Raw genomic sequence first — 22,879 nt, forward strand, 5'->3', positions numbered from 1 at the left:
TCAGGCCTCCCTGCCTTCAGCCATGCGTCTGGCCAGCACCGTCTCCACCGCGGCGGCCAGCTCGTCCTGCCCCACCCTGGCCGCGCCGTCGCCGGTCACCCGCCAGGTCACCGGCCACAGCCGTCGTGCCAAATCGGGCCCGCCCGTGGCGGAGTCGTCGTCGGAGGCGTCAATGATGGCTTCAACGGCCACGGTGACGGCCTCGCTGGCACTGAGCTGGGGCTGCCACAACTTCTTCAAGGCGCCCCGGGCGAACACGGAGCCGGAGCCCACGCTGTGGTGTTCGCATTCTTCATGGCGGCCGCCGGTGACGTCATAGGAAAACAACCGCCCGGTCCGGCTGCCCGGTTCAATCCCGGCAAACAAGGGCACCACCGACAGCCCCTGCATGGCCAGGGGCAGATTGGCGCGCACCATGGCGCCGAGCCGGTTGGCCTTGCCCTCGAGGCTTAAAAGCGTGCCTTCAATTTTCTCGTAGTGCTCCAGCTCCACCTGGAACAAGCGCACCATGTCAATGGCAATCCCCGCGGTTCCGGCAATGCCCACCACTGAAAACCTGTCCGCCGGGAACACCTTTTCAATGCGGCGGCTGGCAATTAGGGAACCCATGGTGGCGCGCCTGTCCCCCGCCATCAGCACTCCCCCGGCAAAGGTCAGCGCCACAATGGTGGTGCCGTGGGGGGCCTGCTGCGCCGCCGCCGCCGGGATGTCAGCGCCGAACGGCAGCAGCTGCGGGTGATGTGCCCGCACATGGTCCAGGAACGACGGCGTGCCGCCGCCCCCCAGCGGCAGGGAACGCCCAGGCAGGGCGTCCATGGGGGTTACTGCCCGCCTTTTTGCACAAAGCCGCGGACAAACTCCTCGGCATTGGACTCCAGCACGCCGTCAATTTCATCCAGCAGGTCATCAACCCCGCTGGTGGCGGCCTGGGGCGCTGCGGGGGTGGGCTCGGGTACGGGCAGCTCTTCGACGTGTTCTTCCCCGGTGCGGGAGGAGAAGTTCTTTTGCTCTTGAGAGGCCATGATGCGTCCTTTGTGCGTAATCCGCAGGCACCGGTTTTGGTGCCTGCTTCAATACTGCCACGGAGCCGCACGCTTTGCCGCGTGCCCGGCCGGTCAGTGCCCGGCGTCCCCGTTGGGCGCGGCGGCGGCGGACCGCCCGCCACCGGCCAGCAGGGCGGTCAAAAAAACGTCCAGGGTGGGGCTTTCATCAAAAAGCCCGCCGGTGAGCGCCTGGGTGCCCCGCAGCGGCTCCTTGGTGGGGATCCGTCGCAGGCGGCGCTGTTCAGGGACTTCAAAGATGACCGAATCCCAGCTGGCACCCACCACCGCGGAGCCAAATTTTTGGATGCAGCGGCCGCGGAAGTATGCGCGCGTGTCCGCCGGCGGATTTTGCACGGCGGCGGCAATGGAGGCATCGCTGACCAGGCGCGTCATCCGGCCGTGCTGCAACAACTTGTAATACAGCCCCTTTTCCGGCCGGACATCTGACCATTGCAGGTCAATGAGGCCCAGTCGGGGGTCGTCCCACTCCATGGCGTCCCGGGCCCGGTACCCCTCCAAAAGCTGCAGCTTGGCCACCCACTCCAGCTGCTGTGCCAGCGACATGGGGTCCTGCGCCAGGCCGGTCAGAATCTCCTCCCACTTGGCCAGCACGGCCGGTGTGTGCGCATCGGAGGAACCGGCGGCGCCCCGGGTCCGGACGTGGGCCTTGGCGGCGTTCAAATACAGCCACTGCACCTCAAGGGCGCTGATCTGGCTGCCGTCGGCCAGCAGGTGCTGCCGTTGCAGGCGCCAGTCGTGGCTGACATCGCGCAGCGTGGCCACGGGGTCCGCGAATGCCAGCTCCGGTGCGGTGCCGTGCTCAATCATGTCCAGCACCAGGGCGGTGGTGCCGAACTTGAGGAAATTGGAGACCTGCGCCAGGTTGGCGTCACCGATGATCACATGCAGGCGGCGGTATTTGTCGTGCACGGCGTGGGGTTCGTCGCGGGTGTTGATGATGGGCCGGCGCACGGTGGTTTCCAGCCCCACCTCGGCTTCAAAGAAGTCTGCACGCTGGCTGATTTGGAAACCGGCACCGCCGCCGTCCTGCCCCCTGCCCACACGTCCGGCCCCGCACATGATGGCGCGGGTGACGAAAAAGGGTGTCAGGCCGGCCACAATGTTCTTAAACGGCACGCTGCGGGGCATGAGGTAGTTCTCATGGCTGCCGTAGGAGACGGCCTTGTTGTCGGTGTTGTTCTTGTACAGGTTGATGGCGGGCATGCCGGCGGTGGCGGCAATGCGCCGCACAGCCGCCAGCGCCACCAGGTCCCCTGCCGCGTCCCACCGCACGGCGTCCAGGGGATTGGTGACCTCCGGGGAGGAATATTCGGGGTGGGCGTGGTCCACGTAGAGCCGGGCACCGTTGCCCAGCACCATGTTCATCATCAGCGGCGCGGTGGGATCCCCCGTCTGCCCTCCTTCCAAGGCAATTTGCGCCGCGGTCACCTCGGTGTTGATGGCAGGGTCGACGTCGGTGAGCTGGCTCGGGTGCGCGGCGGCCCGGGGCATGCTCCAGCCCCGGGCGTCTGCCAGCGGATCCTCATCGGTGTAGTCCCACCGTGTTTCCCCGCCGGCGGCGGCCCGGTGGCTGGTGTGGCGGGAATAGGCGTTGACCACCTGCGTGGACAGCCAGCTCGCATTGAGCTGGGGCGCGCCGGGGGCATGGATGCCGTATTCGGTCTCGGCGCCCATGACACGGATGGCGCTCATAGATACTGTCCCGTGTTGCTGAGGGTTTCCAGCGGATCCAGCGTTTTGCCGGGAACCTGCCCCTGCTTGCTTTGGACGATGGTGCGGATATACGTGATCCGTTCACCCTTTTTCCCTGAAATCCTGGCCCAGTCGTCCGGGTTGGTGGTGTTGGGCATGTCCTCGTGTTCCCGGAACTCATCCACCACCGCGCGCAGCATGTGCTCGATCCGGATGCCTTTTTCACCGCTGGTCAACAGTTCCTTAATGGCATATTTCTTGGCCCTGTCCACCACGTTTTGAATCACGGCACCGGAGTTGAAGTCCTTGAAGTACAGCATTTCAGTGTCCCCGTTGGCGTACGTCACCTCCAAATATTCATTGGATTTGTCAGTGGCGTACATGGCTTCGACGGTGCGTTGGATCATGGCGTCCACGGTCTCCTGCAGGCTGCCGTTGTGGGCGGCCACGTCCTCGGCATGCAGGGGCAGCGAGGTGGTGACGTACTTGGTGAAAATGTCCGCCGCCGCTTCAGCGTCGGGGCGGTGGATCTTGACCTTCACATCCAGCCGGCCCGGCCGCAGAATGGCCGGATCAATCATGTCCTCGCGGTTGGAGGCGCCAATGACAATGACATTGTCCAGCCGCTCCACGCCGTCAATTTCGCTCAGGAGCTGCGGCACAATGGTGGTTTCCACATCCGAGGAAACCCCCGTGCCGCGCGTGCGGAACAAGGAGTCCATTTCGTCAAAGAAAACCACCACGGCACTGCCGTCGGAGGCCTTCTCCCGGGCGCGGCTGAAGATCAACCGGATTTGCCGCTCGGTCTCCCCCACGTACTTGTCCAACAGTTCCGGGCCCTTGATGTTCAAGAAGTAGCTCTTTTGATCCAGCACTCCGGAGCGTTCCCGGGCCCGCTTGGCCAGGGAATTGGCCACGGCCTTGGCGATCAAGGTCTTCCCGCAGCCGGGGGGCCCGTACAGCAGGATCCCCTTGGGAGCCTTCAGCCCGTGCTCGCGGTACAACTCCGGGTGCAGGAACGGCAGTTCCACGGCATCGCGGATTTGTTCAATTTGGCTGCCAAGCCCGCCAATGTCTGAATAGGAAATGTCGGGCACTTCCTCCAGGATGAGGTTCTCCACCTCGGAGCGGGGCACCTTTTCCAGTGCATACCCGGTCCGCCCGTCCAGTGTCAGGGCGTCCCCCACCTTCACGACACCGTGCAGGGGCCCTGCCAAACGCACCACCCGCTCCTCGTCGGAGCGGCCCAACACCAGGGCGCGGCTGTCGCCGAGCAGTTCCTTCACGGTGACAATGTCGCCGACAATGTCATAACCCAAGGCTGCAATGATGGTGAAGGATTCATTGAGGAGCACTTCCTGGCCCAGTGACAGCTCGTCAATGCGCAGCAGGGGGCTCAATCCCACCCGCATTTTGCGGCCGGAGGCGTAAATGTCAACGCCCTCGCCGGGCTTGGGTTGCGGCAGGCCGGAAGCCTGACGGTGGATCGCCAGGACGGTGCCAAAGCTGTAGGGCGGCTCACCCTCATTTTCCAAGGCGCCGCGCAGCTTCATGATCTCGGTTTTGGCGCTCTCCAACATGGCCACGAGCTTGCCGTTGTTGCCCGTTGCCGCGGCGAGTTGCCGGTCAAGGTTCCGCGCCTTCTCCCGCATCACATTGAGCTGGCGCTCAAGCACCGCCTGCTGCGCATCGTATGCAGGGACCGGATTGCTCTCATTGCTCATTGCCGTCGCTCCTTTGCCGGGGCCATTGCTGACCGGTACTGCCTCAGTTTAGTGCCAGGGATTCCTACGGTGCCGTATTCCTGCGGGTCTGCACGGTGGCGGAGGCATCGCGGGCTGCGTGGCGCAGCTTCTTGTCCGACACGGCCCGTTCCCCCACTGCTGCCGGCGTCCAGGCGTCCAGGTCCTCCTGCGCAAAGTCGGATTTGGAGGCGCGCCGCTTGGGCGTCATGCCTGTCACGCCGTCGGCCAGCCGGCGGGTGACCATGAGGAACCCCGTGTGCGCCACCATGCGGTGGTCAGGGCGCACGGCAAGGCCTTCCAGGTGCCAGCCACGAACCATGGATTCCCACGCGTCGGGTTCCGTGAAGCGGCCGTCGGCGCGGATGGCCTCGGCCGTGCGGGAAAGCTGCGTGACGGTGGCCACGTAGTTGATCCACACCCCGCCGGGTGCCAGCACCGTGGCCACCGCGTCCAGGCATTCCCAGGGCGCCAACATGTCCAGCACCACCCGGTCAATGCTGCCCGGCTCCTCCTGGGCCACCACCTGGTCCTGGAAATCGCCCAGGGAGATTTTCCAGGCCGGGTGGGGGCCGTCAAAAATGGTCTCCACATTGCCGCGGGCAATGTCGGCGAATTCCTGGCGGCGCTCGAAGGAGTGCAGATAGCCGTTGTCGCCCACCGCCCGCAGCAGCGAGATGGACAGGGCGCCGGAGCCCACACCTGCCTCCACCACGCGCGCACCGGGGTAGATGTCGCCCATGGTGATGATCTGGCCGGCGTCCTTGGGGTAGACCACTGCCGCGCCGCGGGGCATGGACAGCACGAAGTCCGACAGCAACGGCCGCAGGGCCTGATACTGCTGGCCCACATTGTTCTCCACCATGGAACCTTCAGGTGCGCCAATGAGCAGGTCGTGGTTTAAAAAGCCCTTGTGCGTGTGGTACGCGGTCCCGGGGGTGAGGGTGATGGTGTTCATGCGCCCGCGCTCGTCGGTGAGCTGCACCCTTTCTCCCGCACGGAAGGGTCCACGGCGTGCCGTGGCGCCGTGGGGGTGTGCGCCCTGCTGGGGCTCGGTGGCTGCTGGGGGCGTTGCGGGGTACGTCATGGGTGGTTCCTGTCGTGTGATGTGAGGCAAAAAGTTAGCGAAGGGGCTTGCCGGTGATGGCGGCAACCACTTTGGCCTGGCTGAGCAGGCCGGTGATTCGTCCCTGCGGGTCAATCACGGCATATTCCGTGTCGGGCAGCTGCGCAAGGTATTGCACCAGTTCGGCTCCAGCGGCCGTGGCCGGCACATAGGCACCGGCCGACAGTGCCCGGGCCACTGAATTTGCCGGTGTGAGCCCGGCCGCCTGGCTGGGCACATGTGCCAGCGCATGTTCATCCACCACGCCCGAGGGCCGGCCGTCCGCGCCGTGCAAAACAATGGGTGCGGCGGGGAATTCCCCCCGCAGCGTCCACAGCTGGGCCACGCTGCACTGGCTGGAGGCACTGACGGCGGGTGCGGCCAGGGATCCGGCCGTGATTTGGGGCAGGCGCAGGCGAATGGTGGCGCCCTTGATGGAAGCCGAGGCCCCCATCCACAGGAACCCGGCGAGCAGGACCACAATGAAGCTGCTGGTCAGCTCCGGCGTGCGGCCGCGCAGATACGGGACCAGCAGGAAGCCGGCCACGATCAGCACCACAATGACGCGCCCGGCCCAACCGGCGGCAATGGTGCCCTTTTCCTGGCTGCCGGTGGCCTTCCAGACAATGGATTCCACCAGGCGTCCGCCGTCCAAGGGCGAGCCGGGAAGAATATTGAACAGGCCCAGCAGCAGATTGGCCCAAATGAAGATGTTGCTGAGCAGCACCGCGACGTTCATGGCCACGGTGGTTGATGCGCCGGCATCAATGAAGGCCCACCGGAACAGGTATCCCAGCGCGGCCAGGGCAAAGTTCGCCAGCGGTCCCGCCAGGGCCACCACCAGGGCCTTCCCCGGAGAGGCCTTGCTGAAGTCGAACTCCGTATGTCCGCCCCACAGGTTCAACACAATGCGGTGCGTGGTCCAGCCATAGAGTTTGGCTGACACCGCATGGGCCAGTTCGTGCAGGAACACTGAAATCAGCAGCAACAGGGCATAGGCAAAAGCAATGCCATAGGCACCCCACCCCAGGGTGGGAAAAATGCCCTGCAGCTGCGGTCCAAAGATCAGCACCGTCACGGCAGCAATGATGAACCAGGAATTGGCCAAGATCACCGGCGTGCCCCGCACGGAACCCAGCACCAGGCCTTCGTTGCGGACCTTGGTGCCGTTGTCGGGGCTGCTCACAGGCCGGCGCCCAAGTCAACGGTGCGCGGCAGCATGGTCCCGGCTGCTCGTGCCGCCACCACGGCGGCGACGTCGCCGCTTGTTTTCCCCGCAAGCGAATCCCAGATGGTGTAGCGCGGATCGGCCGGCAAGGGCACAGCATGCGGGATGGCAATGGTGGCGACCCCCGAAGCCACGGCCGAGGCCACCCCTGGAACGGAATCCTCCAGGGCTGCGCAGTGCGCGGCGGTCAGGGCGGGATCGCTTTGCTGCAGGCGGGCAATGGCACCGAGGTACGGCTCGGGGTGGGGCTTGCCGTGCTGCACTTCATCACCGGTGACCAGGAATTCAAAGTACTGCGCGTCCAGCGCAGCCACCACTTCGCTGGCCAGGTTCCGCTCGCTCATGGTGACCAAGGCGCACCGCACCCCTTGGGCATGCAGTGCCGCCAGCAGTTCCCGGGCCCCGGGCCGCCACGGAACTTTCTGGTGGACTTTGGCAATGACGGAGTTGGAGAGGTAGTCAATGATTTCACGCACGCCCAGTGCCACGCCCGCGCCCTGCAGGACCTTGGCTGAGTCGGTGAGGGCCTTGCCCACCAGTTGATGTGCCTGCGCCAAATCCCAGTGGCCTCCATGGGCCGCCACCAACGTCATTTCAGCGGCGATCCAGTACGGTTCAGTGTCCACCAGCGTGCCATCCATGTCCCACAGGACCGCTTTTAACGCGGTGGACGGTGGAGTCGTGGCGGGCACGGCGGCGGCGGAAGGTGAAAACATGACTTCATTCTACGGGCTGTGGCGCGGCCCCTTTTCGGGGCCTTCGGCGGGCGGGGGCGGGTAGTGCCCGGGACGGTTGCGGCCGTAGGGTGGGAGGGTGAGCACATTTAATGAGGGCGAGCCCCGCCAGAGGTTGTTGAAACCGGTGTCCGGGGAAAAACGCGTGACAGTGATGCTGGCGGCCTTTGAGGGCTGGAACGACGCCGGCGAGGCAGCCAGTGACGCCCTGAAGCGTCTGCACACCCTGTGGGGGGCGAAGCGGGTGGCGGTGGTGGAGCCCGATGAATACTACGACTTCCAGTTCACCCGTCCGGAAGTGCGGTTCACGTCCACGGGCGGCCGGAAAATCAAGTGGCCCCTGACTAAAATTGCCCGCACCTCAATTCCCGGCGCGGACGTTGATGTGATCCTGGTCCATGGCATAGAGCCCTCCTACAGGTGGCGGGCCTACACGGCTGAACTCCTGGCCAAGGCCGCGGAACTTAATGTCAACTACATCATTTTGGTCGGCTCGCTGCTGGCCGACGTGCCCCACTCGCGGCCCATTCCGGTCACCGCCACGTGCGACGACGAGGAACTCGCCGAGGGCCTTGGCTTGGAACAATCCCAGTATGAAGGTCCGGTTGGCATTGTGGGCATTCTCAACGAGGTGGCCCTGCTGGCCGGCCTGCCCACCGTTTCGCTTTGGGCCGCGGTGCCCCATTACGTGGCGCAGGCCCCCTCCCCCAAGGCCGAACTTGCCCTGTTGAACCGCATTGAGGATTTTTTGGGCGTGCCCCTGGACCTGCAGGAACTCTCCGACGACGCGCAGGCCTGGGAACGCGGGGTCAATGATCTGGCGGGCGGGGATCCCGAAATCGCCTCCTATGTGCGCCAGCTGGAAGAGTCCAAGGACACTGCCGAACTTCCGGAGGCCTCCGGGGAGTCCATTGCCAAGGAATTTGAGCGGTATCTGCGCCGGCGCGGACATGAGCAGTCCTAGCCGTTGACCGCCGGCGTGTTCTGGAGCTCCACACCCAGCAAGGCATTGACGGCATCGGCGGCAAGTGCCGCATCGGCGGCCGATCCCGCCGCGTTGCCTGCGTGGGAGGCCGCGGCCCAGGCATCCAGGGCCGCCAGGGCACGGGGGGCATCCAAATCCTCGGAGAGGGCCTGGCGCAGTTCGAGCAGCAGTTGTGCTGCACTGCCCTCGGGGGCGGTTGCCAGAGCCGCACGCCAGCGTGCCAGCCTGGCCACGGCTTCATTCAATAGTTCCCGGGTCCAGAACCAGTCGCTGCGGTAATGGTTGGCCAAAATGGCCACGCGGATGGCCGCCGGTTCCACGTTCTCGGCACGCAGCTGCGAAACAATCACCAGGTTGCCCAGGGACTTGCTCATCTTTTCCCCGTCCAGGCCCACCATGCCCGTGTGCGCGTAGCGCCGGGCCATGGCTTTGCCACCCAGGGCATAGGCATGCCCGGCGCCCACCTCGTGGTGCGGGAAGATCAGGTCGCTGCCACCGCCTTGCACGGTGAAGGGTGCGGGCAAAAAGCGCTGGGCAATGACGGTGCATTCAATGTGCCAGCCCGGACGCCCGGCACCCAGGGCGCCACCGTCCCATGACGGTTCGCCATCCCGGTGGACGCGCCACAGCAGTGCATCCAGCGGGTGCCGTTTGCCTGGCCGCTGCGGGTCGCCGCCGCGTTCGGCAAAAAAGTTCAGCATTTCCCCGGCGTTGAGCCCGGAGATCTGCCCCAGCCACCAGGGGGCCTCCAAGGAGCTGTCCTGCGCGGCGGCGGAGGCGGCCTCGACGGAGAAGTAAATGTCGCCGTCGGGCTCCCCGTCGGAACCGGCCACGGCGTAGGCCACCCCGGCCTGAAGCAGTTGCAGCACCTCGGGCACAATCCACTCGATGGCCTCCACGGCGCCCACGTAGTGGCTGGGCGGCAAAACGTTCAAGGCTTCCATGTCTGCCTGGAAAAGCTCAATCTGTGTGGCGGCAAGCTCCCGCCAGTCAACCCCGTCACGCGTGGCGCGCTCCAGCAGCGGATCGTCAATGTCAGTGACATTTTGCACGTACTCCACCGTGCGGTGCTGGTCCCGCCAGGCCCTGTTCAGCAGGTCAAAGGCCACATAGGTGGCAGCATGGCCCATATGGGTTGCATCATAGGGGGTGATGCCGCACACATACAGGCTCGCAGCCGCGCCGGAAGGCAGGGCGAGCACCGTTCCTTGAGTGCTTTCATAAAGGTTGATGGCCGGCATTTGGCCGGGGAGTTGGGGCAGGGCGTGGGACATCCAGGTTTTCACAGAGCTAAGCCTATACGTGAACTAGGCAGTGATGACGCCCGTGCCCAGCAGCAGGTACAGCAGCACGCCCAGGGCAATCCGGTACCAGACAAAGGGCATGAAGCTCTTCGTGGAAATGTATTTCAGGAACCAACCAATGACCAGATAGCCCACCACAAAGGCAATGGCCGTCGCCAGCAGGGTTTCGCCAATGCCGAAGGGGGCAGGGACGTCGGCATGCTCGCTGAAAATTTTGTACAGCTCATACAAGCCGCTGCCAAACACTGCCGGGATGGCCAGCAAAAATGCGTAGCGTGCCGCCGATTCACGGGTGTAGCCCATCAACAGGCCGGCGGTGATGGTGCCGCCGGAGCGTGATACGCCCGGGATCAGCGCCAAAGCCTGGGCGAAGCCGTACAAAATGCCGTGCTTGACGCTGAGCTGGGTCAGGTCCCGGCGCTGGGTGGCGACCTTGTCCGCCACGGCCAGAAAAACGCCGAAGACTATCAAAGTGGTGGCAACAAGCCACAAATTGCGCAGGGTCGATTCAATGTGGCTTTGCAGCAGCACCCCGAGCAGGGCAATGGGCACACTGCCCAGAATGACCAGCCAGCCCATGCGTGCATCGGGATCATTGCGTGGCACGTGGCCCCGCAGGGAACCCCACCAGGCTTTGATGATGCGGACAATGTCGCGCCAAAAAAACACCAGCACGGCGGTTTCCGTGCCCAGCTGGCTTACTGCCGTGAACGCCGCACCCGGGTCCTCGGCCGAGGGCAGGAACTTGCCCACCACAAACAAGTGGGCGCTGGAGGAGATGGGGAGAAATTCTGTCAGACCCTGCACAAGGCCCAGGAAGGCTGCTTCAAACCAATTCACGGGTTTCAGCCTAGAGCATGCGGCCAGCCCCATGCGTGCGGCACCTTCCGGCCGCGGGGATCCGGTGCCCGGGGACACAGCAGGTTGACCGTAAGCTTGCAGGTATGGAACAACGATTTACCGGAACCAGCGGACTGCGTGTGTCCGCTCTTGCCCTGGGCACCATGACCTGGGGCAATGCCACCGATCCCGAGAGTGCCCGTGGTCAGCTGCGGGACTTTGTCGACGCCGGCGGAACCACCGTGGACACTGCCGACAGCTATGAGGAGGGCCGCAGCGAGGCCATTCTGGGTGAACTGGTGGGCGACGTTGTTCCGCGCAGCGATCTGGTGCTGGTGTCCAAGGCCGGTGTGGGACACCGCAAAGGCAGGCGCATGGTGGACACCTCCCGCCGTGCCATGCTGGCAGGACTGGATGCGACGCTGGCAAGGCTGGGAACCGACCACCTGGACTTGTGGCTGGCACATCTCTGGGATGACAATGTGCCGCTGGAGGAAACCCTGGGGGCCCTGGAATTTGCCGTCAGCAGCGGCCGGACCCGGTATGTGGGGGTGTCAAATTACAACGGCTGGCAACTGGCCCGGGCGGCGACCCTGTGCGAGGTGCCGTTGGTGGCCAATCAAGTGGAGTATTCGCTGGTGGCAAGGGCCGCCGAGCAGGAGGTGGCGCCCGCGGCCGAACACGTGGGTGCGGGCCTGATGAGCTGGGCGCCGCTGGGCCGGGGGGTGCTCACGGGCAAATACCGTGCCCATGTTCCGGCGGACTCCCGGGCCGCCTGCGACACCATGGCCGGCTACGTGCAGAAGTATTTGGAGGACCGCCCGCAACGCATCACCGAGGCGCTCATGACAGCCTCCCAGGGACTGGGCAGGCGGCCCCTGGACGTGGCCCTGAGCTGGTTGTTGGAAAATAACGCGGTGGCAACTGCGGTGGTGGGCCCGCGGACCAGGGAACAGCTTCAGGAAATCCTGGCCGCCTCACTGGCACCGCTGCCGGAACAAATCCTCAGCGTGCTCAGCGAAGTCTCAAGGGCCGCCTGATGTGGGCCGGTGGGCTAGTTGCTGCCCTGCTGCGCTGAATCCACATCGGAGCCGGCGGAATCCTGCGGCTGCCCGTCATAGTCTTCAAAGTCTTCGCCCAGCTCGTCGTCCTCGCCGTAGATCACCAGCGGCGTCACCTCGTCAAAGGCGTCGAAGAGGGCTTCCTCATACGCCTCAAAGGCGTCAATGATGCCCAGGAATGCGGCCTCAACCAGGGGATCCTCCTCGCCCCTGCGGGCCGAGGCTGCCACCAGGTGTTCTTCCAGGGCTGTGGTCAAGGCACTCAGGGCTTCACGGGGATCAATGCTCATGGTTTTGACCGTACCAGTGTGCAGGCCAAGTTGAAAGTCCCCGCCCACCATGGAATCCAGCAGCGCGACGGCAAGCTTTTTTACTCCCCCACCCCCCGTACAAGGTACTTTGGAAGTGCACCAGGCAATGGTGCCGGCCCAGGGAAGGATGGTTCATGAAGGAAACACTGAAACCGGCGCAGACAAGCGCGCAGGCGCCGCTGAGACAGTTCGAATACCTGCTCATCACCGTGCCCGCCGGTGAGTCCGTCCCCGGTGCCTACCAGCGCCTGCGCGAGCACGCCGAATACGGCAAGTGGGAACTGGAACGCAGCACCCTGTACATGGGTGGGGAGCGGAAGTACCTGATGCGCCGGAAGGTGTTCCGCGTCGAACGGACCTTGGAGGTCTACTAGCTGGCCCTCAGGGTTCGACTGGTCCCAGCCAGGCATTGGCGATCGTGCCATGCGCCGATTCATCATCGGAGGGGTGGAACATTCCCGCCAGCACGTCGCGGTACAGCCGGCTTAGTTCCGAACCGGCGAAGTAACTGCTGCCACCACTGACCCGAATGATCAAATCCACCACGGTGCGTGCCGTTTCGGTGGCACGGACCTTCAGCCCCACCAGTTGGGGGAACCACTGCTTGCCGTGATCAAGCTGTGCATCCACATCGCGGGCAATGCCGGCGAGCTGCGGGTACAGCCCGTCCATGGCCAGTGCCGCCTCGGCAATGCGCCAACGGATGTCCGGGTCCTGGGCATAGCTGCGGCCGGTTTTTTTCGACATCCGCCGCTGGACAGTCTCCACTCCCAGTTGCAGTGCGCGCTCCCCCAAACCGGTGTAAACGGCGGCAATCAATGTCTCAAAGCAGGCAAAAATGGCAAAAATCAGCGGATCGGCCGTGGGACCTGCCGGGAGTTTGCGGAAGACGCGCTCGGCGGGGGCCCGCACGCCCTCGAGCACGGTGGTGTTGGACTGGCTGGCCCGCATGCCCAGGGTGTTCCAGTCCTCCTTGATGCTGTAGCCGGGGGTGTTGCGGCTAATGAAGGCGTGGACCAGCAGGGGTTCGGCGGCGGTGGTGTCCTTGCCAAAAATTCCCAACCTGGTCCAGGCCGGGGACAGCGACGTGAAGATCTTCGTGCCCGTGAAGGCGTAGCCGCCGTCTGCCAACGGCTCAGCCACCGTATTGGAGTCAAAGAGCACCGAATCGTTCCCCGCCTCCGAGTTGCCAAAGGCGAACACCTCCCCCGCCAGGGCCTCCTCCAGCACGAAGTGCAGTGAATCATCTCCACGCCGGCCCAGCAAATGCGCCACCCCCGTCCACACCAGGTGCATGTTGATGGCCAGGGCCGTGGCCGGTGCAGCCGTGGCCAGGCGGCGCTGCGCGGCGGCTGCCTGTTCCAGGCCAAAGCCCAGCCCGCCGTCGCGCTCGGACGCAAACATGCCCAAGTAGCCCTGTTGCTTCAGCTCGGCCAGGTCCTCGTAACAGAACTCGTTGCGCTCGTCATAGCCCTTGGCGCGGGCGCGGAAGCGCTCCAACAGTTCATCGGGCAGCAGTTCATGAAGTTCCATCCAAGCACCGCCTTCCTAATAACTGCTGAGCAGGCGGTCCAGCACGCGGGCGCCAAACTGCAGGGAACTGACGGGCACACGCTCATCCACCCCGTGGAACATGCCGGTGAAGTCCAGCTCCGGCGGCAGCTGCAGCGGCGCAAATCCGTAGCCGGTGATGCCCAGGCGGCTCAGGGACTTGTTGTCGGTTCCACCGGAGAGGGTGTACGGCAAAACCGTGGAGCCCGGGTCCTCGGCATGGAGGGAATCAATCATGGCGTCCACCAGATTTCCGGCAAAGGGGGTCTCCAGGGAAACGTCGTTGTGGATGGTGGAGATTTCCACACCTTCACCGGCGAGTTCCCGCACCATGTCAAGGACCTGCTCGTGCTGGCCGGGGAGGGTGCGGATGTCAATCATGGCCTCCGCTGTGCCCGGAATTACATTGGCCTTGTAGCCGCTTTTCAAATAAGTGGGATTGGAGGTGTTCTGCAGTGTGGCACCGACAAAGCGGGAGACCGTGCCCAGTTGGCTCAACAGCGTTTCGGGGTTGGACTCATCAAATTCAATCCCGGTCAATTCCGAGACGCCCTCCAGGAAGGCGCGCGTGGTGTCGGTGTATTCAATGGGCCAGGTGTGCTCGCCAATGCGCGTCACTGCCCGCGCCAATCGGGTCACTGCATTGTCGGTGTTGATGTGTGAGCCGTGCCCGGCACGGCCATGGGCGGTGAGCCGCAGCCAGGCCAGGCCCTTTTCCGCCGTCTGCAGCAGATAGGCGCGCTTGCCGTTGATCTGCGTGGAGAACCCACCCACTTCGGAGATGGCCTCCGTGGCCCCTTCGAACAGCTCGGGACGGTGATCCACCGACCAGCGCGCACCGTAGGCGCCCCCGGCCTCCTCGTCGGCAAAGAAGGCAAAGACAATGTCGCGTTTGGGTTTGCGGCCTTCCCGGCCCATGGAGCGCATCACGGACAAAATCATGGCGTCCATGTCCTTCATGTCCACGGCGCCCCTGCCCCAAATCAGGCCGTCACGCTCCTCCCCGCCAAAGGGGTCAACGCTCCAGTCCTGTGCCTGGGCCGGCACCACATCCAAATGCCCGTGGACCACCAAGGCAGGAAGGGAGGAGTCGCTGCCTTCAATCCGGGTCACCACATTGGCCCGTCCCGGCGCCGATTCGTAAAGTTCCGGTGCGAGTCCAACCTCGGCAATGAGTCCTGCGGTGTACTCGGCAATGGCGCGTTCCCCCGGGCCCTCGTTGTCCGCAAAGTTGCTGGTGTCATAGCGGATCAGCTCGGCGCAGATGCCGGCGACTTCATCTTCGGGCCTGACGTGGCTCACGGGGGAACTCCTTCTGTTCTGGTGTCTTCCCAGCCTACCCGCGGCCGCGTTTGCCTGCAGGTGCTTCCGTCGGTGGGGCTGGAATCGTTCGATTGTTGTTTCGGATAAAAACCGTGCTAAAGTTTTCATCGCTGCTGCGGCGGACAACGGTTCAACTCAGAGGGTGGAACCGGTTCGTCAGCGATCACCTGCGCGGGTGGCGGAATGGCAGACGCGCTAGCTTGAGGTGCTAGTCCTGGAAACGGGGTGGGGGTTCAAGTCCCCCTCCGCGCACAAACAAACTCCCCGGCAACTTTGGTTGCCGGGGAGTTTTTTTCATGCTGCGGCGCCCCCGGCTGCCGGGCGGCGTTCGGTGTCACAGCCCGGGGCTAAAGTGTGTGCCATGCCGGACCCTGCAGGGCCCGGCCTCCTCCGTCAGGAAGGTATCACCGTGGACACCCAACGCCCCGGCAGGCAAGAGGCCAACGTCGCCGGGCACCCCAAACCGCCGGAGTCGGCTGCCCGGCAGTCAGCACGCAAGGCAGCCAAGACACTCAAGCTCATCACCAAGCTGTTGGCCAAGGCCGGGAACACCCCTTTTCCGGCGGAGGCCCAGGCCTTTCAAGAGCACGCGGAGCGCCTGATGGTCCGTTATGGCATTGAGCAGGCAGTTGTTGACGCCGAGGCCGGCAAAGAAGGTAGACCGCAGGAGTCGATGGTGGAACACCGGATGGAGTTTGCCGGCCAGTACCGCGTGGGTCAGGCTCGAGGTTTCAGTGCGATTGCGGTGGCCATGCGCACCGTCAGCGTCCTGCAGGCCACCACCAGTTCCAAAAAACTGCTGTATTTAATCGGTGCCGAATCGGATGTGCAACAGATTCTTCGCTTGTTCGCCTCCCTGCGCCTCCAGATGGAAACAGCCATGACCACGTGGTGGCTGGGTTACGCCTTCAAGGATTATCTGAGCACTCATGAAAGAACGCTGGAACGGCGGCAGTTCCAACTGGGATTTCTCAGCACTGTGGCTGCTCGGATTGAGCAGATATATAGTGCCGAGGTGGACTCCGCAACTCCGGGCAGCGGCCTGGTCCTGATCGACCGGCGTGAGCGCGCGGAGCAGCACGCCAGAACGCTCCACCCCGACGTGCGGCGGGCCCGCGGCCACCTGCTCGCCACAGGTTCCCGGAGCGCGCATCTGGCAGGGAGCTCCGCCGGCTCACTGGCCACCGTCAACGGCCAGGTGGACGCATCCAGCCGGCGTTCCCTGTCCTGACTTTCGCCAGCGGACCCTTTTCAGCCTGGACTGGTTCCTTCAGCTCCGGGCCGCAGGCCGTCACGGCGCCGCTGAAGTGCTTCCGGCGGGTGTGGGCATTCCAGGCCGTGAAGGTTGCGCCCCGCCAGCCGCCGTCCTGGGTGCGGGAGTCCAGCACCTCCAGCGAGACGGTGGCGGGAAGAAAAATGGGCGAGTTGAAGCTGATGTTCCAGTTGAACGCCTCCGGTTTGGCCACGGGGACAGTGGCCAGCACCCGGGAGGCTGCATACATTCCATGGGCAATGGAACGGCGCAGACCCAACGCCTTGGCGCTCAATACTGACAGATGGATTGGGTTGAAATCCCCCGACACGGCCGCATAGGCCCGCCCTGCATCCACTCCCAGACGCCACTGGGCGGTTGGGGTGGGCGGCACAAAGTCGGCCGCGTGGCCCGTGTCCCCCGTCGCCTCCCCTGCATGCTTGTCCAGTCCCGGCAGGTAGACGCCCTTGGCCAGATAGCTCGAAACGCCGCGCCACAGCAGCAAGGTGCCGTCGGCATTATGGATCTCGGCCACAATTTTTACCGCGGTGCCGCTGCGGTGCCCTGCCAGTTCCCGAGCCCATGCCCGCACGCACAGCTCATCGCTGAAAAGCACCGGCGAGAAGTGTTCCACCTCGTTGTGCAGGTGGATCATGCCCAGCAACGGCAGCGGGAACTCCTCGTGGACCATCACGGACATGGCAACAGGGAAGGCCAAGGCATGCAGGTACCCTGATGGCAGCACGTCGCGGGCCGGCTCCCCCATGAGGTGGGCAAACTGGGTGACTTTGGCCAGGTCCGCATGGACTCCGCGCACTTCCACTGCCTGGCTGGGCAGGGATGCCTCGTGGCTTGGGCGCAAAAGCCGTCCCTTGGCCGCGGTGGCCGCGGCATTGACGTAGAGCTTGGAAAGCGACGGCATGTCAGTAAGCCACGTGGTCTCACTCATTGCCCCACCAGGTTTTGCCCGCAGACGCGCAGGACGTTGCCGGTGACGCCGGCAGCCGCCGGCTGGGCAAGGAAGGCAATGGCCTCGGCCACGTCGCCGGGCCGCCCGCCCTGTTGCAGGCTGTTGAGCCGCCGGGCCACCTCGCGGGTGGCGAAGGGGATCTTGGCGGTCATTTCCGTTTCTATGAAACCGGGGGCCACCGCATTGACAGTGCCGCCGCGGGCGGACAGCATCGGGGCAGTTGCCGCCACCATGCCTATCACCGCCGCTTTCGACGCGGCGTAATTGCTTTGTCCCCTGTTCCCGGCTATGCCGCTTGTGGAGGAGACGCTGATGATGCGGCAGTCCCCGCCAAAGTGCCCGCTGGCCAGGAACGCCTCATTCATTTTCAGCTGCGCGCCAATGTTGACCGCCAGCACGGAATCCCATTTGGCGGCGTCCATATTGACCAGCAGCTTGTCCCGGGTGATGCCGGCATTGTGCACCACAATGTCCAACCGTCCGTGGCGGGACATTGCATGTTCCAAGATCCGTTCCCCGGCATCGTGGCCGGTGATGTCCAGTTGCAGTGCGGTGCCGCGGATTTCATTGGCCACGGCAGCGAGCTGCTCCCCCGCCGCGGGCACATCCACCACAATGACTGTGGCGCCGTCACGGTTCAGGGTCCGGGCGATCGCGGCGCCGATCCCCCGCGCCGCGCCCGTCACCACGGCCACGCGGCCCAGCAGGGGTTCGCTTGCCTCGCAGCCGGCCAGGGCGGCGGCGGAGCCGGCGGAGGAGGCACCAAGGAATTGACCGTCCACGAAGGCGGAGCGTGGGGAGAGCAGAAAATGCAGTGATGCCATGGCGCTGGGGGCTGCCGGGGGGAGCCCATTGGCCAAGAGGATCCCGTTGGCGGTGGCGCCCCGTCGGAGCTCCTTGGCCACTGAACGGACAATCCCGCCCACCGCGTGCCGCGCCGCGGCTACGGCCGGAGCGTCAAGGTCCGCAGCTGGCCGCGAGATGGTGACGATGCGTCCGCCGGGGCCCAAATCCCGCAGCGACGCCGCAACCGTCAGCCACGGTGCCGAGAGCTGTTCCGGGTCATTGAGGTTATCAAGCACCACCACAATGGCGCCCAGTTTTTCCTTCGGCGTCGCATGGCGGCGCACGTCCTGGTGCCAATCCAGCAGCACTTTGGCGACGTCGTCGGCCCCGGGACCGGCGCCGACCACCAGCACCGGAGCTGCCAGCAACGGCTCCCCGGGGCTGTAGCGGCGCAGCCGCGCCGGCTGGGGCAGACCCAGCCGCTTGGCCACGGCACGGCCCAGCCCGCCGCTGACCAGTTCGGTGTACCTGTCCCCGCCACCGCCCGGGACGGCTGAACCGGAGGCTGCCTTGTTGAAGCTGCCCATTGCCCTACCTCCCTTCCAAAACTGCCACCACGCCCTGGCCACCGGCGGCACACACCGAGATCAGGCCGCGGGCCGGGCGGCCATTGACGGGGCCACGCTCATGCAGTGTTTTGGCCAGTGTGGCCACAATGCGCCCGCCTGTTGCGGCGAAGGGGTGTCCGGCGGCCAGTGAGGAGCCGTTGACGTTCAGCTTGGCGCGGTCCACGGTGCCAAAGGCGCCGTCGAGCCCCAGCCGGGATTTGCAGAACTCCTCGTCCTCCCAGGCTGCGAGGGTGCTCAGGACGGTTGCGGCGAACGCCTCATGTATTTCAAAGTAGTCAAAATCGGCCAGTGTCAGCTGATGGCGCGCCAGCAGCCGGGGCACGGCAAACACGGGGGCCATCAGCAGTCCGTCCTTGCCGTGGACAAAGTCCACGGCCGCGGCCTCGGCATCGACCACTTCGGCCAGGATGGGCAGGTCCCTGGACCTGGCCCACTGCTCGGAGCCCAGCAGCACGGTGGCAGCACCATCGGTCAGGGGGGTGGAGTTTCCTGCCGTCATGGTGGCTGGCTCCTGGAGTGTCTTGCCAAAGACGGGCTTGAGGGCGGCAAGCTTTTCCAAACTGGTTTCGGGGCGCAGATTTGAATCCTTGGACACGCCCCGGAAAGGCGTCATGAGGTCATCGAAGAAGTTTCTGCCGTAGGCCGCCGCCAGGTTCTTGTGGCTGGCCAAGGCCAGTTCATCCTGGGCTTGGCGGCCAATGCTCCACTGCGCGGTGGTCAGTGCCTGATGTTCACCCATGGAGAGCCCGGTGCGTGGTTCGGCCGTGTTGGGGGCGTCGGGGGCCAGGTCCCTGGGCCGGATCCGGCTGATGGTTTTAAGCTTTTGGGCAGTGGTTTTGGCGCGGCTTAAATCCAACAGGATGCCCCGCAGCCCCTCGCTGACGGCAATGGGGGCATCGGAGGCCGAGTCCACGCCGCCGGCAATGGCTGAATCGATCTGGCCGAGCTTGATCTTGTTCGCCAAGCCAATGACGGTTTCCAGGCCGGTGGCGCAGGCCTGCTGGAGGTCATAGGCCGGGGTGGTGGAGGCAAGGGCGGAACCCAGCACCGCCTCGCGGGCCAGGTTGAAGTCCCGGGAATGTTTCAGGACCGCGCCGGCGGCGAATTCCCCGATTTCCTCATCGGCCAACCCAAAACGGGCCACCAGTCCGTCCAGGGCGGCAGTGAGCATGTCCTGGTTGGAGGAGTGGGAGTAGGCGCCGCCGGAGCGGGCAAAGGGAATGCGGTTCCCGCCGATCACCACTGCCTTGCGGACTGCCTGGGCGCCGGTTGCCTGCGGCGCCTGCGCGCCCGTCCCCTGGGTTGTGCCGGTGGCGGCTGGGGTGCCGGGGGCCGCTGTTTCTGCGGCGTCGGGGTGGGCCATGGTGTTCTCCTTTGAAAGCATCCTCGCGTTACCGATACCCAGCGTACCTGATACGCTGGGTATCGTGAACATCCTCCACGTCCCCGCCACCTTGCCGGCCGCTCCCGGCCCTGCCGCGGATGAAGGCCTCCCGGTGGTGCCAATGACAGCTGCAGCCACCTTGGATGGTAGTTCGGTGCGGGATGGTCGTTCGGTGCGGTGGGAGGCGCATCGTGAACAGCGCCGCCGTGAATTGATCAAAACCGCCCGGCGGGCCATCCACCGGCTGGGTCCGGATGCGTCCATGGAGGACATTGCCACAGCCGCAGGCACCTCCAAATCCGTTTTCTACCGCTATTTCAAGGACAAGTCGGGGCTGCGGCAGGCCGTGGGCACCGTGGTCATCAGGCAAATGCAGGAGCGCATCACTGCTGCGAGGCTGGGCGCCGCCGAACCGCGGGAGGGCGTGACCGCCATGGTGGCCGCTTACCTTGAAATGGCTCATACCTCCCCCCGGGTCTATTTTTTCGCCACCATTCCCTCCGACGGGGACACCCGCCAGTCCGGGGAGCTGCGCGGCTTCTTCGACTCCGTGACCGCCATGTTGACGGAGCCGCTCCAGCGCCTGCTGGGGGATGCGGACCCCGCCCTGCTGCAGTATTGGCCGACGGCGGCCATTGGTTTGGTGCGTGCCGCCGGAGAAGCATGGCTGCAGAGCCCCGATGCCCCCGGAAAAGCGGATGCCCAAACCATGGCGGCCCAGATTGCCGCCTGGCTGTTCGACGGCGTGGGCCAGCTGGTGCCTGCCACGGCCCCCGCCATTTTTGCACCAGTTGAAAAAGGACAATCATGACAAGCACACGCAATCCCATTTCCGTAGCCCCCACCGCCAGTGATGCCGTTGATGTTGCGGAGCTGGGCCGGATACTTTTGGGCCGGTGGGCCGAAGTCCGCCTCCAGGCGCGCCGCGTGGCCGGGATGCCTGAACTTCACAAGGAGGAGGGGCTTGGTCACACCGAACACCGCAGGCGCGTCTCGACGCAATTGGAAACGCTCGCCCAGCTTGGCGGGGTCCACCGGGCCTTCCCCATCCGGCTCGGCGGCAGTGACGACCACGGCGGCAACGTGGCCGGTTTTGAAGAACTGGTGGTTGCCGATCCCTCGCTGCAGATCAAGGGCGGGGTGCAGTGGGGGCTGTTTGGATCCGCCGTCCTGCACCTGGGCAATGCGGAGCATCAGGATAAATGGCTGCCGGGGATCATGAACCTGGACATCCCCGGATCCTTCGCCATGACGGAAATTGGGCACGGTTCCGATGTGGCCTCCATTGCCACCACCGCCAGCTACGATGCACAGTCACAGGAATTCGTCATCAACACCCCGTTTGCGGCGGCCTGGAAGGAATACCTGGGGAACGCGGCCGTGGACGGCGTGGCGGCAGTGGTCTTTGCCCAGCTCATTACGCGCGGCGTCAACCACGGCGTGCATGCCTTTTACGTGGACATCCGCGATCCACTCACCAAGGAATTTCTTCCGGGCGTGCAGGGCCGCGACGACGGAATAAAGGGCGGACTCAACGGCATCGACAATGGACGCCTGGCCTTTGACCATGTCCGCATTCCACGCACCAACCTGTTGAACCGTTATGGCGATGTGGCACCCGACGGGAGCTACAGCTCCTCCATTTCCAGCCCGGGACGCCGCTTTTTCACCATGCTGGGCACCCTCGTCCAGGGTCGGGTTTCCTTGGACGGGGCGGCCGTCGCGGCGTCGAAGGTGGCGCTGAAGATTGCCATCCAGTACGCCACTGAACGCAGGCAGTTCAATGCGGCCTCCAACACCGACGAGGTGGTGCTGATGGACTACCAGCGCCACCAAAGGCGCCTGCTTCCCCTCCTGGCCACCACCTACGCGGCCGCTTTTGCGCACGAAGAGCTGCTGGTGAAGTTCAATGACGTCTTCTCCGGCGCGCACGACACTGACGGGGACCGCCAGGATTTGGAGACCCTGGCGGCGGCCTTCAAGTCGCTGAGCACCTGGCATGCTTTGGATACCCTGCAGGAATGCCGCGAAGCCTGCGGCGGCGCGGGCTTCATGGTCGAAAACCGCTTCACCTCGCTGCGCGCGGACCTGGACGTCTACGCCACCTTCGAAGGTGACAACACGGTGCTGCTGCAACTCGTGGCCAAGCGCCTCCTTGCCGACTACAGCAAGGAGTTCCGTAATTTGGACTTCGGCGTTCTGGCCCGTTTCGTGGCCGGGCAGGCGGCGGATCTGACGCTGAACAAGACGGGATTGCGGCAGGCGGCGCAGTTTGTGTCCGACACGGGGTGGGCCCAGAAGTCCGCCCGCGTGCTCAAGGACGCCGACACCCAGCGGCAGATGCTGGCCGACAGGGTCCGCACGCAGGTGGCGGAGGTGGCGGGGGCTTTGAAGGAGGCCGCCAAAATGCCCCAGGACCAGGGTGCGCAGCTGTTCAACGACCATCAGCACAGCCTCATTGAGGCAGCCCGCTCGCATGCCCAGCTGCTGCAATGGGAGGCATTCACTGCCGCCCTGACACGCATCGAGGACCCCAACACCCTGGTGGTCATGACCCGGCTGCGTGACCTTTTTGGCTTGACATTGATTGAAAAGCACCTTGACTGGTACCTCATGAATGGCAGGATCTCCATGCAGCGCGCACGCACCCTGGGGCCCTACATCAACCGCGTCCTGGCCAAACTTCGTCCCCACGCCCTGGACCTGGTGGACGCCTTTGGCTACGGCCCCGAGCACTTGCGGGCCACCATAGCCACCGGGATCGAACAGCAACGCCAGGACGAGGCCCGCAACCACTACCGCCGCCAGCGGGCCAGCGCCGACGCCCCCATCGACGAGAGGGTCCTTTTGGAAAGGGCCCGGGCCGCCGGCGGAAAATAGCCCACCGGCGGGGCGCCTGGGCAGGAATGGCCCAGGCG

21 protein-coding genes and 1 tRNA gene are annotated in these 22,879 nt (G+C 64.8%); 7 read left to right on the forward strand and 15 right to left on the reverse strand.

The genetic code is table 11. The features are described from left to right. The 7 genes from prcB to ACFUCV_RS06880 all read right to left on the reverse strand — a co-directional run bounded on the left by prcB (position 1) and on the right by ACFUCV_RS06880 (position 7,547). On the reverse strand, positions 1-816 hold the full coding sequence (gene prcB, locus ACFUCV_RS06850; RefSeq protein ID WP_380813806.1) for a proteasome subunit beta: 816 nt from the start codon (positions 814-816) through the stop codon (positions 1-3). 5 nt (positions 817-821) lie between these two features. Continuing rightward, positions 822-1,022 (reverse strand): ubiquitin-like protein Pup, encoded by a 201-nt coding sequence (locus tag ACFUCV_RS06855; protein WP_380813809.1) that lies wholly within the window; start codon positions 1,020-1,022, stop codon positions 822-824. A 93-nt stretch (positions 1,023-1,115) separates the two neighbouring features. Beyond that, positions 1,116-2,756, reverse strand: coding sequence for a depupylase/deamidase Dop (gene dop / locus ACFUCV_RS06860; RefSeq protein WP_380813812.1), 1,641 nt, complete (start codon positions 2,754-2,756; stop codon positions 1,116-1,118). Next, a complete protein-coding gene (gene arc / locus ACFUCV_RS06865) occupies positions 2,753-4,480 on the reverse strand; it encodes a proteasome ATPase (RefSeq protein WP_380813815.1) in 1,728 nt (575 codons plus the stop codon). Before arc ends, dop begins: the two co-directional genes overlap by 4 nt. 64 nt (positions 4,481-4,544) lie before the next feature. Beyond that, positions 4,545-5,585 carry a tRNA (adenine-N1)-methyltransferase gene (locus ACFUCV_RS06870; protein WP_380813818.1) on the reverse strand — a complete coding sequence of 347 codons (1,041 nt, stop codon included), beginning with the start codon at positions 5,583-5,585 and terminating at the stop codon, positions 4,545-4,547. 34 nt (positions 5,586-5,619) lie between these two features. Further along, a complete protein-coding gene (locus ACFUCV_RS06875; RefSeq protein ID WP_380813820.1) occupies positions 5,620-6,789 on the reverse strand; it encodes a site-2 protease family protein in 1,170 nt (389 codons plus the stop codon). After that, positions 6,786-7,547 carry an HAD family hydrolase gene (locus tag ACFUCV_RS06880; protein ID WP_380813821.1) on the reverse strand — a complete coding sequence of 254 codons (762 nt, stop codon included), beginning with the start codon at positions 7,545-7,547 and terminating at the stop codon, positions 6,786-6,788. The genes ACFUCV_RS06875 and ACFUCV_RS06880 overlap by 4 nt, the downstream gene beginning before the upstream one ends. Before the next feature lie 97 nt (positions 7,548-7,644). On the opposite strand from ACFUCV_RS06880, the gene ACFUCV_RS06885 reads away from it, so the two are divergent. After that, positions 7,645-8,529 (forward strand): PAC2 family protein, encoded by an 885-nt coding sequence (locus tag ACFUCV_RS06885; protein WP_380813823.1) that lies wholly within the window; start codon positions 7,645-7,647, stop codon positions 8,527-8,529. Here ACFUCV_RS06885 and mshC read toward each other — a convergent pair. After that, positions 8,526-9,836 carry a cysteine--1-D-myo-inosityl 2-amino-2-deoxy-alpha-D-glucopyranoside ligase gene (gene mshC, locus ACFUCV_RS06890; RefSeq protein ID WP_380813825.1) on the reverse strand — a complete coding sequence of 437 codons (1,311 nt, stop codon included), beginning with the start codon at positions 9,834-9,836 and terminating at the stop codon, positions 8,526-8,528. The two genes, ACFUCV_RS06885 and mshC, sit on opposite strands and share 4 nt — an antisense overlap. Before the next feature lie 21 nt (positions 9,837-9,857). Continuing rightward, positions 9,858-10,694 (reverse strand): undecaprenyl-diphosphate phosphatase, encoded by an 837-nt coding sequence (locus ACFUCV_RS06895; protein ID WP_380813827.1) that lies wholly within the window; start codon positions 10,692-10,694, stop codon positions 9,858-9,860. Positions 10,695-10,798: 104 nt separating this feature from the next. Between ACFUCV_RS06895 and ACFUCV_RS06900 the strand changes: the two genes are divergently transcribed. Then, a complete protein-coding gene (locus tag ACFUCV_RS06900) occupies positions 10,799-11,734 on the forward strand; it encodes an aldo/keto reductase (protein WP_380813829.1) in 936 nt (311 codons plus the stop codon). Positions 11,735-11,748: 14 nt separating this feature from the next. On the opposite strand, the gene ACFUCV_RS06905 is transcribed toward ACFUCV_RS06900, so the two are convergent. Next, positions 11,749-12,045, reverse strand: coding sequence for a hypothetical protein (locus ACFUCV_RS06905; RefSeq protein ID WP_380813830.1), 297 nt, complete (start codon positions 12,043-12,045; stop codon positions 11,749-11,751). Positions 12,046-12,200: 155 nt separating this feature from the next. On the opposite strand from ACFUCV_RS06905, the gene ACFUCV_RS06910 reads away from it, so the two are divergent. Next, positions 12,201-12,440 carry a DUF5703 family protein gene (locus ACFUCV_RS06910; protein WP_380813832.1) on the forward strand — a complete coding sequence of 80 codons (240 nt, stop codon included), beginning with the start codon at positions 12,201-12,203 and terminating at the stop codon, positions 12,438-12,440. A gap of 7 nt (positions 12,441-12,447) precedes the next feature. Here the strand turns inward: ACFUCV_RS06910 and ACFUCV_RS06915 are convergent, their stop codons facing one another. Together ACFUCV_RS06915 and ACFUCV_RS06920 are read right to left on the reverse strand one after the other, a co-directional pair. Beyond that, on the reverse strand, positions 12,448-13,599 hold the full coding sequence (locus ACFUCV_RS06915) for an acyl-CoA dehydrogenase family protein (RefSeq protein ID WP_380813834.1): 1,152 nt from the start codon (positions 13,597-13,599) through the stop codon (positions 12,448-12,450). Between the two features lie 15 nt (positions 13,600-13,614). Beyond that, positions 13,615-14,919, reverse strand: coding sequence for a M20/M25/M40 family metallo-hydrolase (locus ACFUCV_RS06920; RefSeq protein ID WP_380813836.1), 1,305 nt, complete (start codon positions 14,917-14,919; stop codon positions 13,615-13,617). Positions 14,920-15,109: 190 nt separating this feature from the next. Between ACFUCV_RS06920 and ACFUCV_RS06925 the strand changes: the two genes are divergently transcribed. Together ACFUCV_RS06925 and ACFUCV_RS06930 are read left to right on the forward strand one after the other, a co-directional pair. Next, positions 15,110-15,192, forward strand: a tRNA-Leu gene (locus ACFUCV_RS06925). A gap of 157 nt (positions 15,193-15,349) precedes the next feature. After that, positions 15,350-16,171 carry a DUF2786 domain-containing protein gene (locus tag ACFUCV_RS06930; protein ID WP_380813837.1) on the forward strand — a complete coding sequence of 274 codons (822 nt, stop codon included), beginning with the start codon at positions 15,350-15,352 and terminating at the stop codon, positions 16,169-16,171. Here ACFUCV_RS06930 and ACFUCV_RS06935 read toward each other — a convergent pair. The 3 genes from ACFUCV_RS06935 to ACFUCV_RS06945 are packed head-to-tail and all read right to left on the reverse strand — an operon-like array spanning position 16,128 to position 19,940. Next, positions 16,128-17,141: a MaoC/PaaZ C-terminal domain-containing protein gene (locus tag ACFUCV_RS06935; protein ID WP_380813839.1), complete on the reverse strand. Its 1,014-nt coding sequence runs from the start codon at positions 17,139-17,141 to the stop codon at positions 16,128-16,130. The genes ACFUCV_RS06930 and ACFUCV_RS06935 overlap by 44 nt on opposite strands. Continuing rightward, complete coding sequence (locus ACFUCV_RS06940) at positions 17,138-18,535, reverse strand: 3-oxoacyl-ACP reductase (RefSeq protein ID WP_380813841.1); 1,398 nt, start codon at positions 18,533-18,535, stop codon at positions 17,138-17,140. Before ACFUCV_RS06940 ends, ACFUCV_RS06935 begins: the two co-directional genes overlap by 4 nt. A gap of 4 nt (positions 18,536-18,539) precedes the next feature. Continuing rightward, positions 18,540-19,940 carry an acetyl-CoA C-acetyltransferase gene (locus ACFUCV_RS06945; protein ID WP_380813843.1) on the reverse strand — a complete coding sequence of 467 codons (1,401 nt, stop codon included), beginning with the start codon at positions 19,938-19,940 and terminating at the stop codon, positions 18,540-18,542. Between the two features lie 64 nt (positions 19,941-20,004). Here ACFUCV_RS06945 and ACFUCV_RS06950 point away from each other — a divergent pair, with 64 nt between their 5' ends. Beyond that, complete coding sequence (locus ACFUCV_RS06950) at positions 20,005-20,772, forward strand: TetR/AcrR family transcriptional regulator (protein ID WP_380813845.1); 768 nt, start codon at positions 20,005-20,007, stop codon at positions 20,770-20,772. After that, positions 20,769-22,841, forward strand: coding sequence for an acyl-CoA dehydrogenase (locus tag ACFUCV_RS06955; protein WP_380813847.1), 2,073 nt, complete (start codon positions 20,769-20,771; stop codon positions 22,839-22,841). Before ACFUCV_RS06950 ends, ACFUCV_RS06955 begins: the two co-directional genes overlap by 4 nt. Positions 22,842-22,879 lie beyond the last annotated feature (38 nt).

The organism is Specibacter sp. NPDC057265 (genome assembly GCF_042668835.1).
GTDB lineage: Bacteria > Actinomycetota > Actinomycetes > Actinomycetales > Micrococcaceae > Specibacter.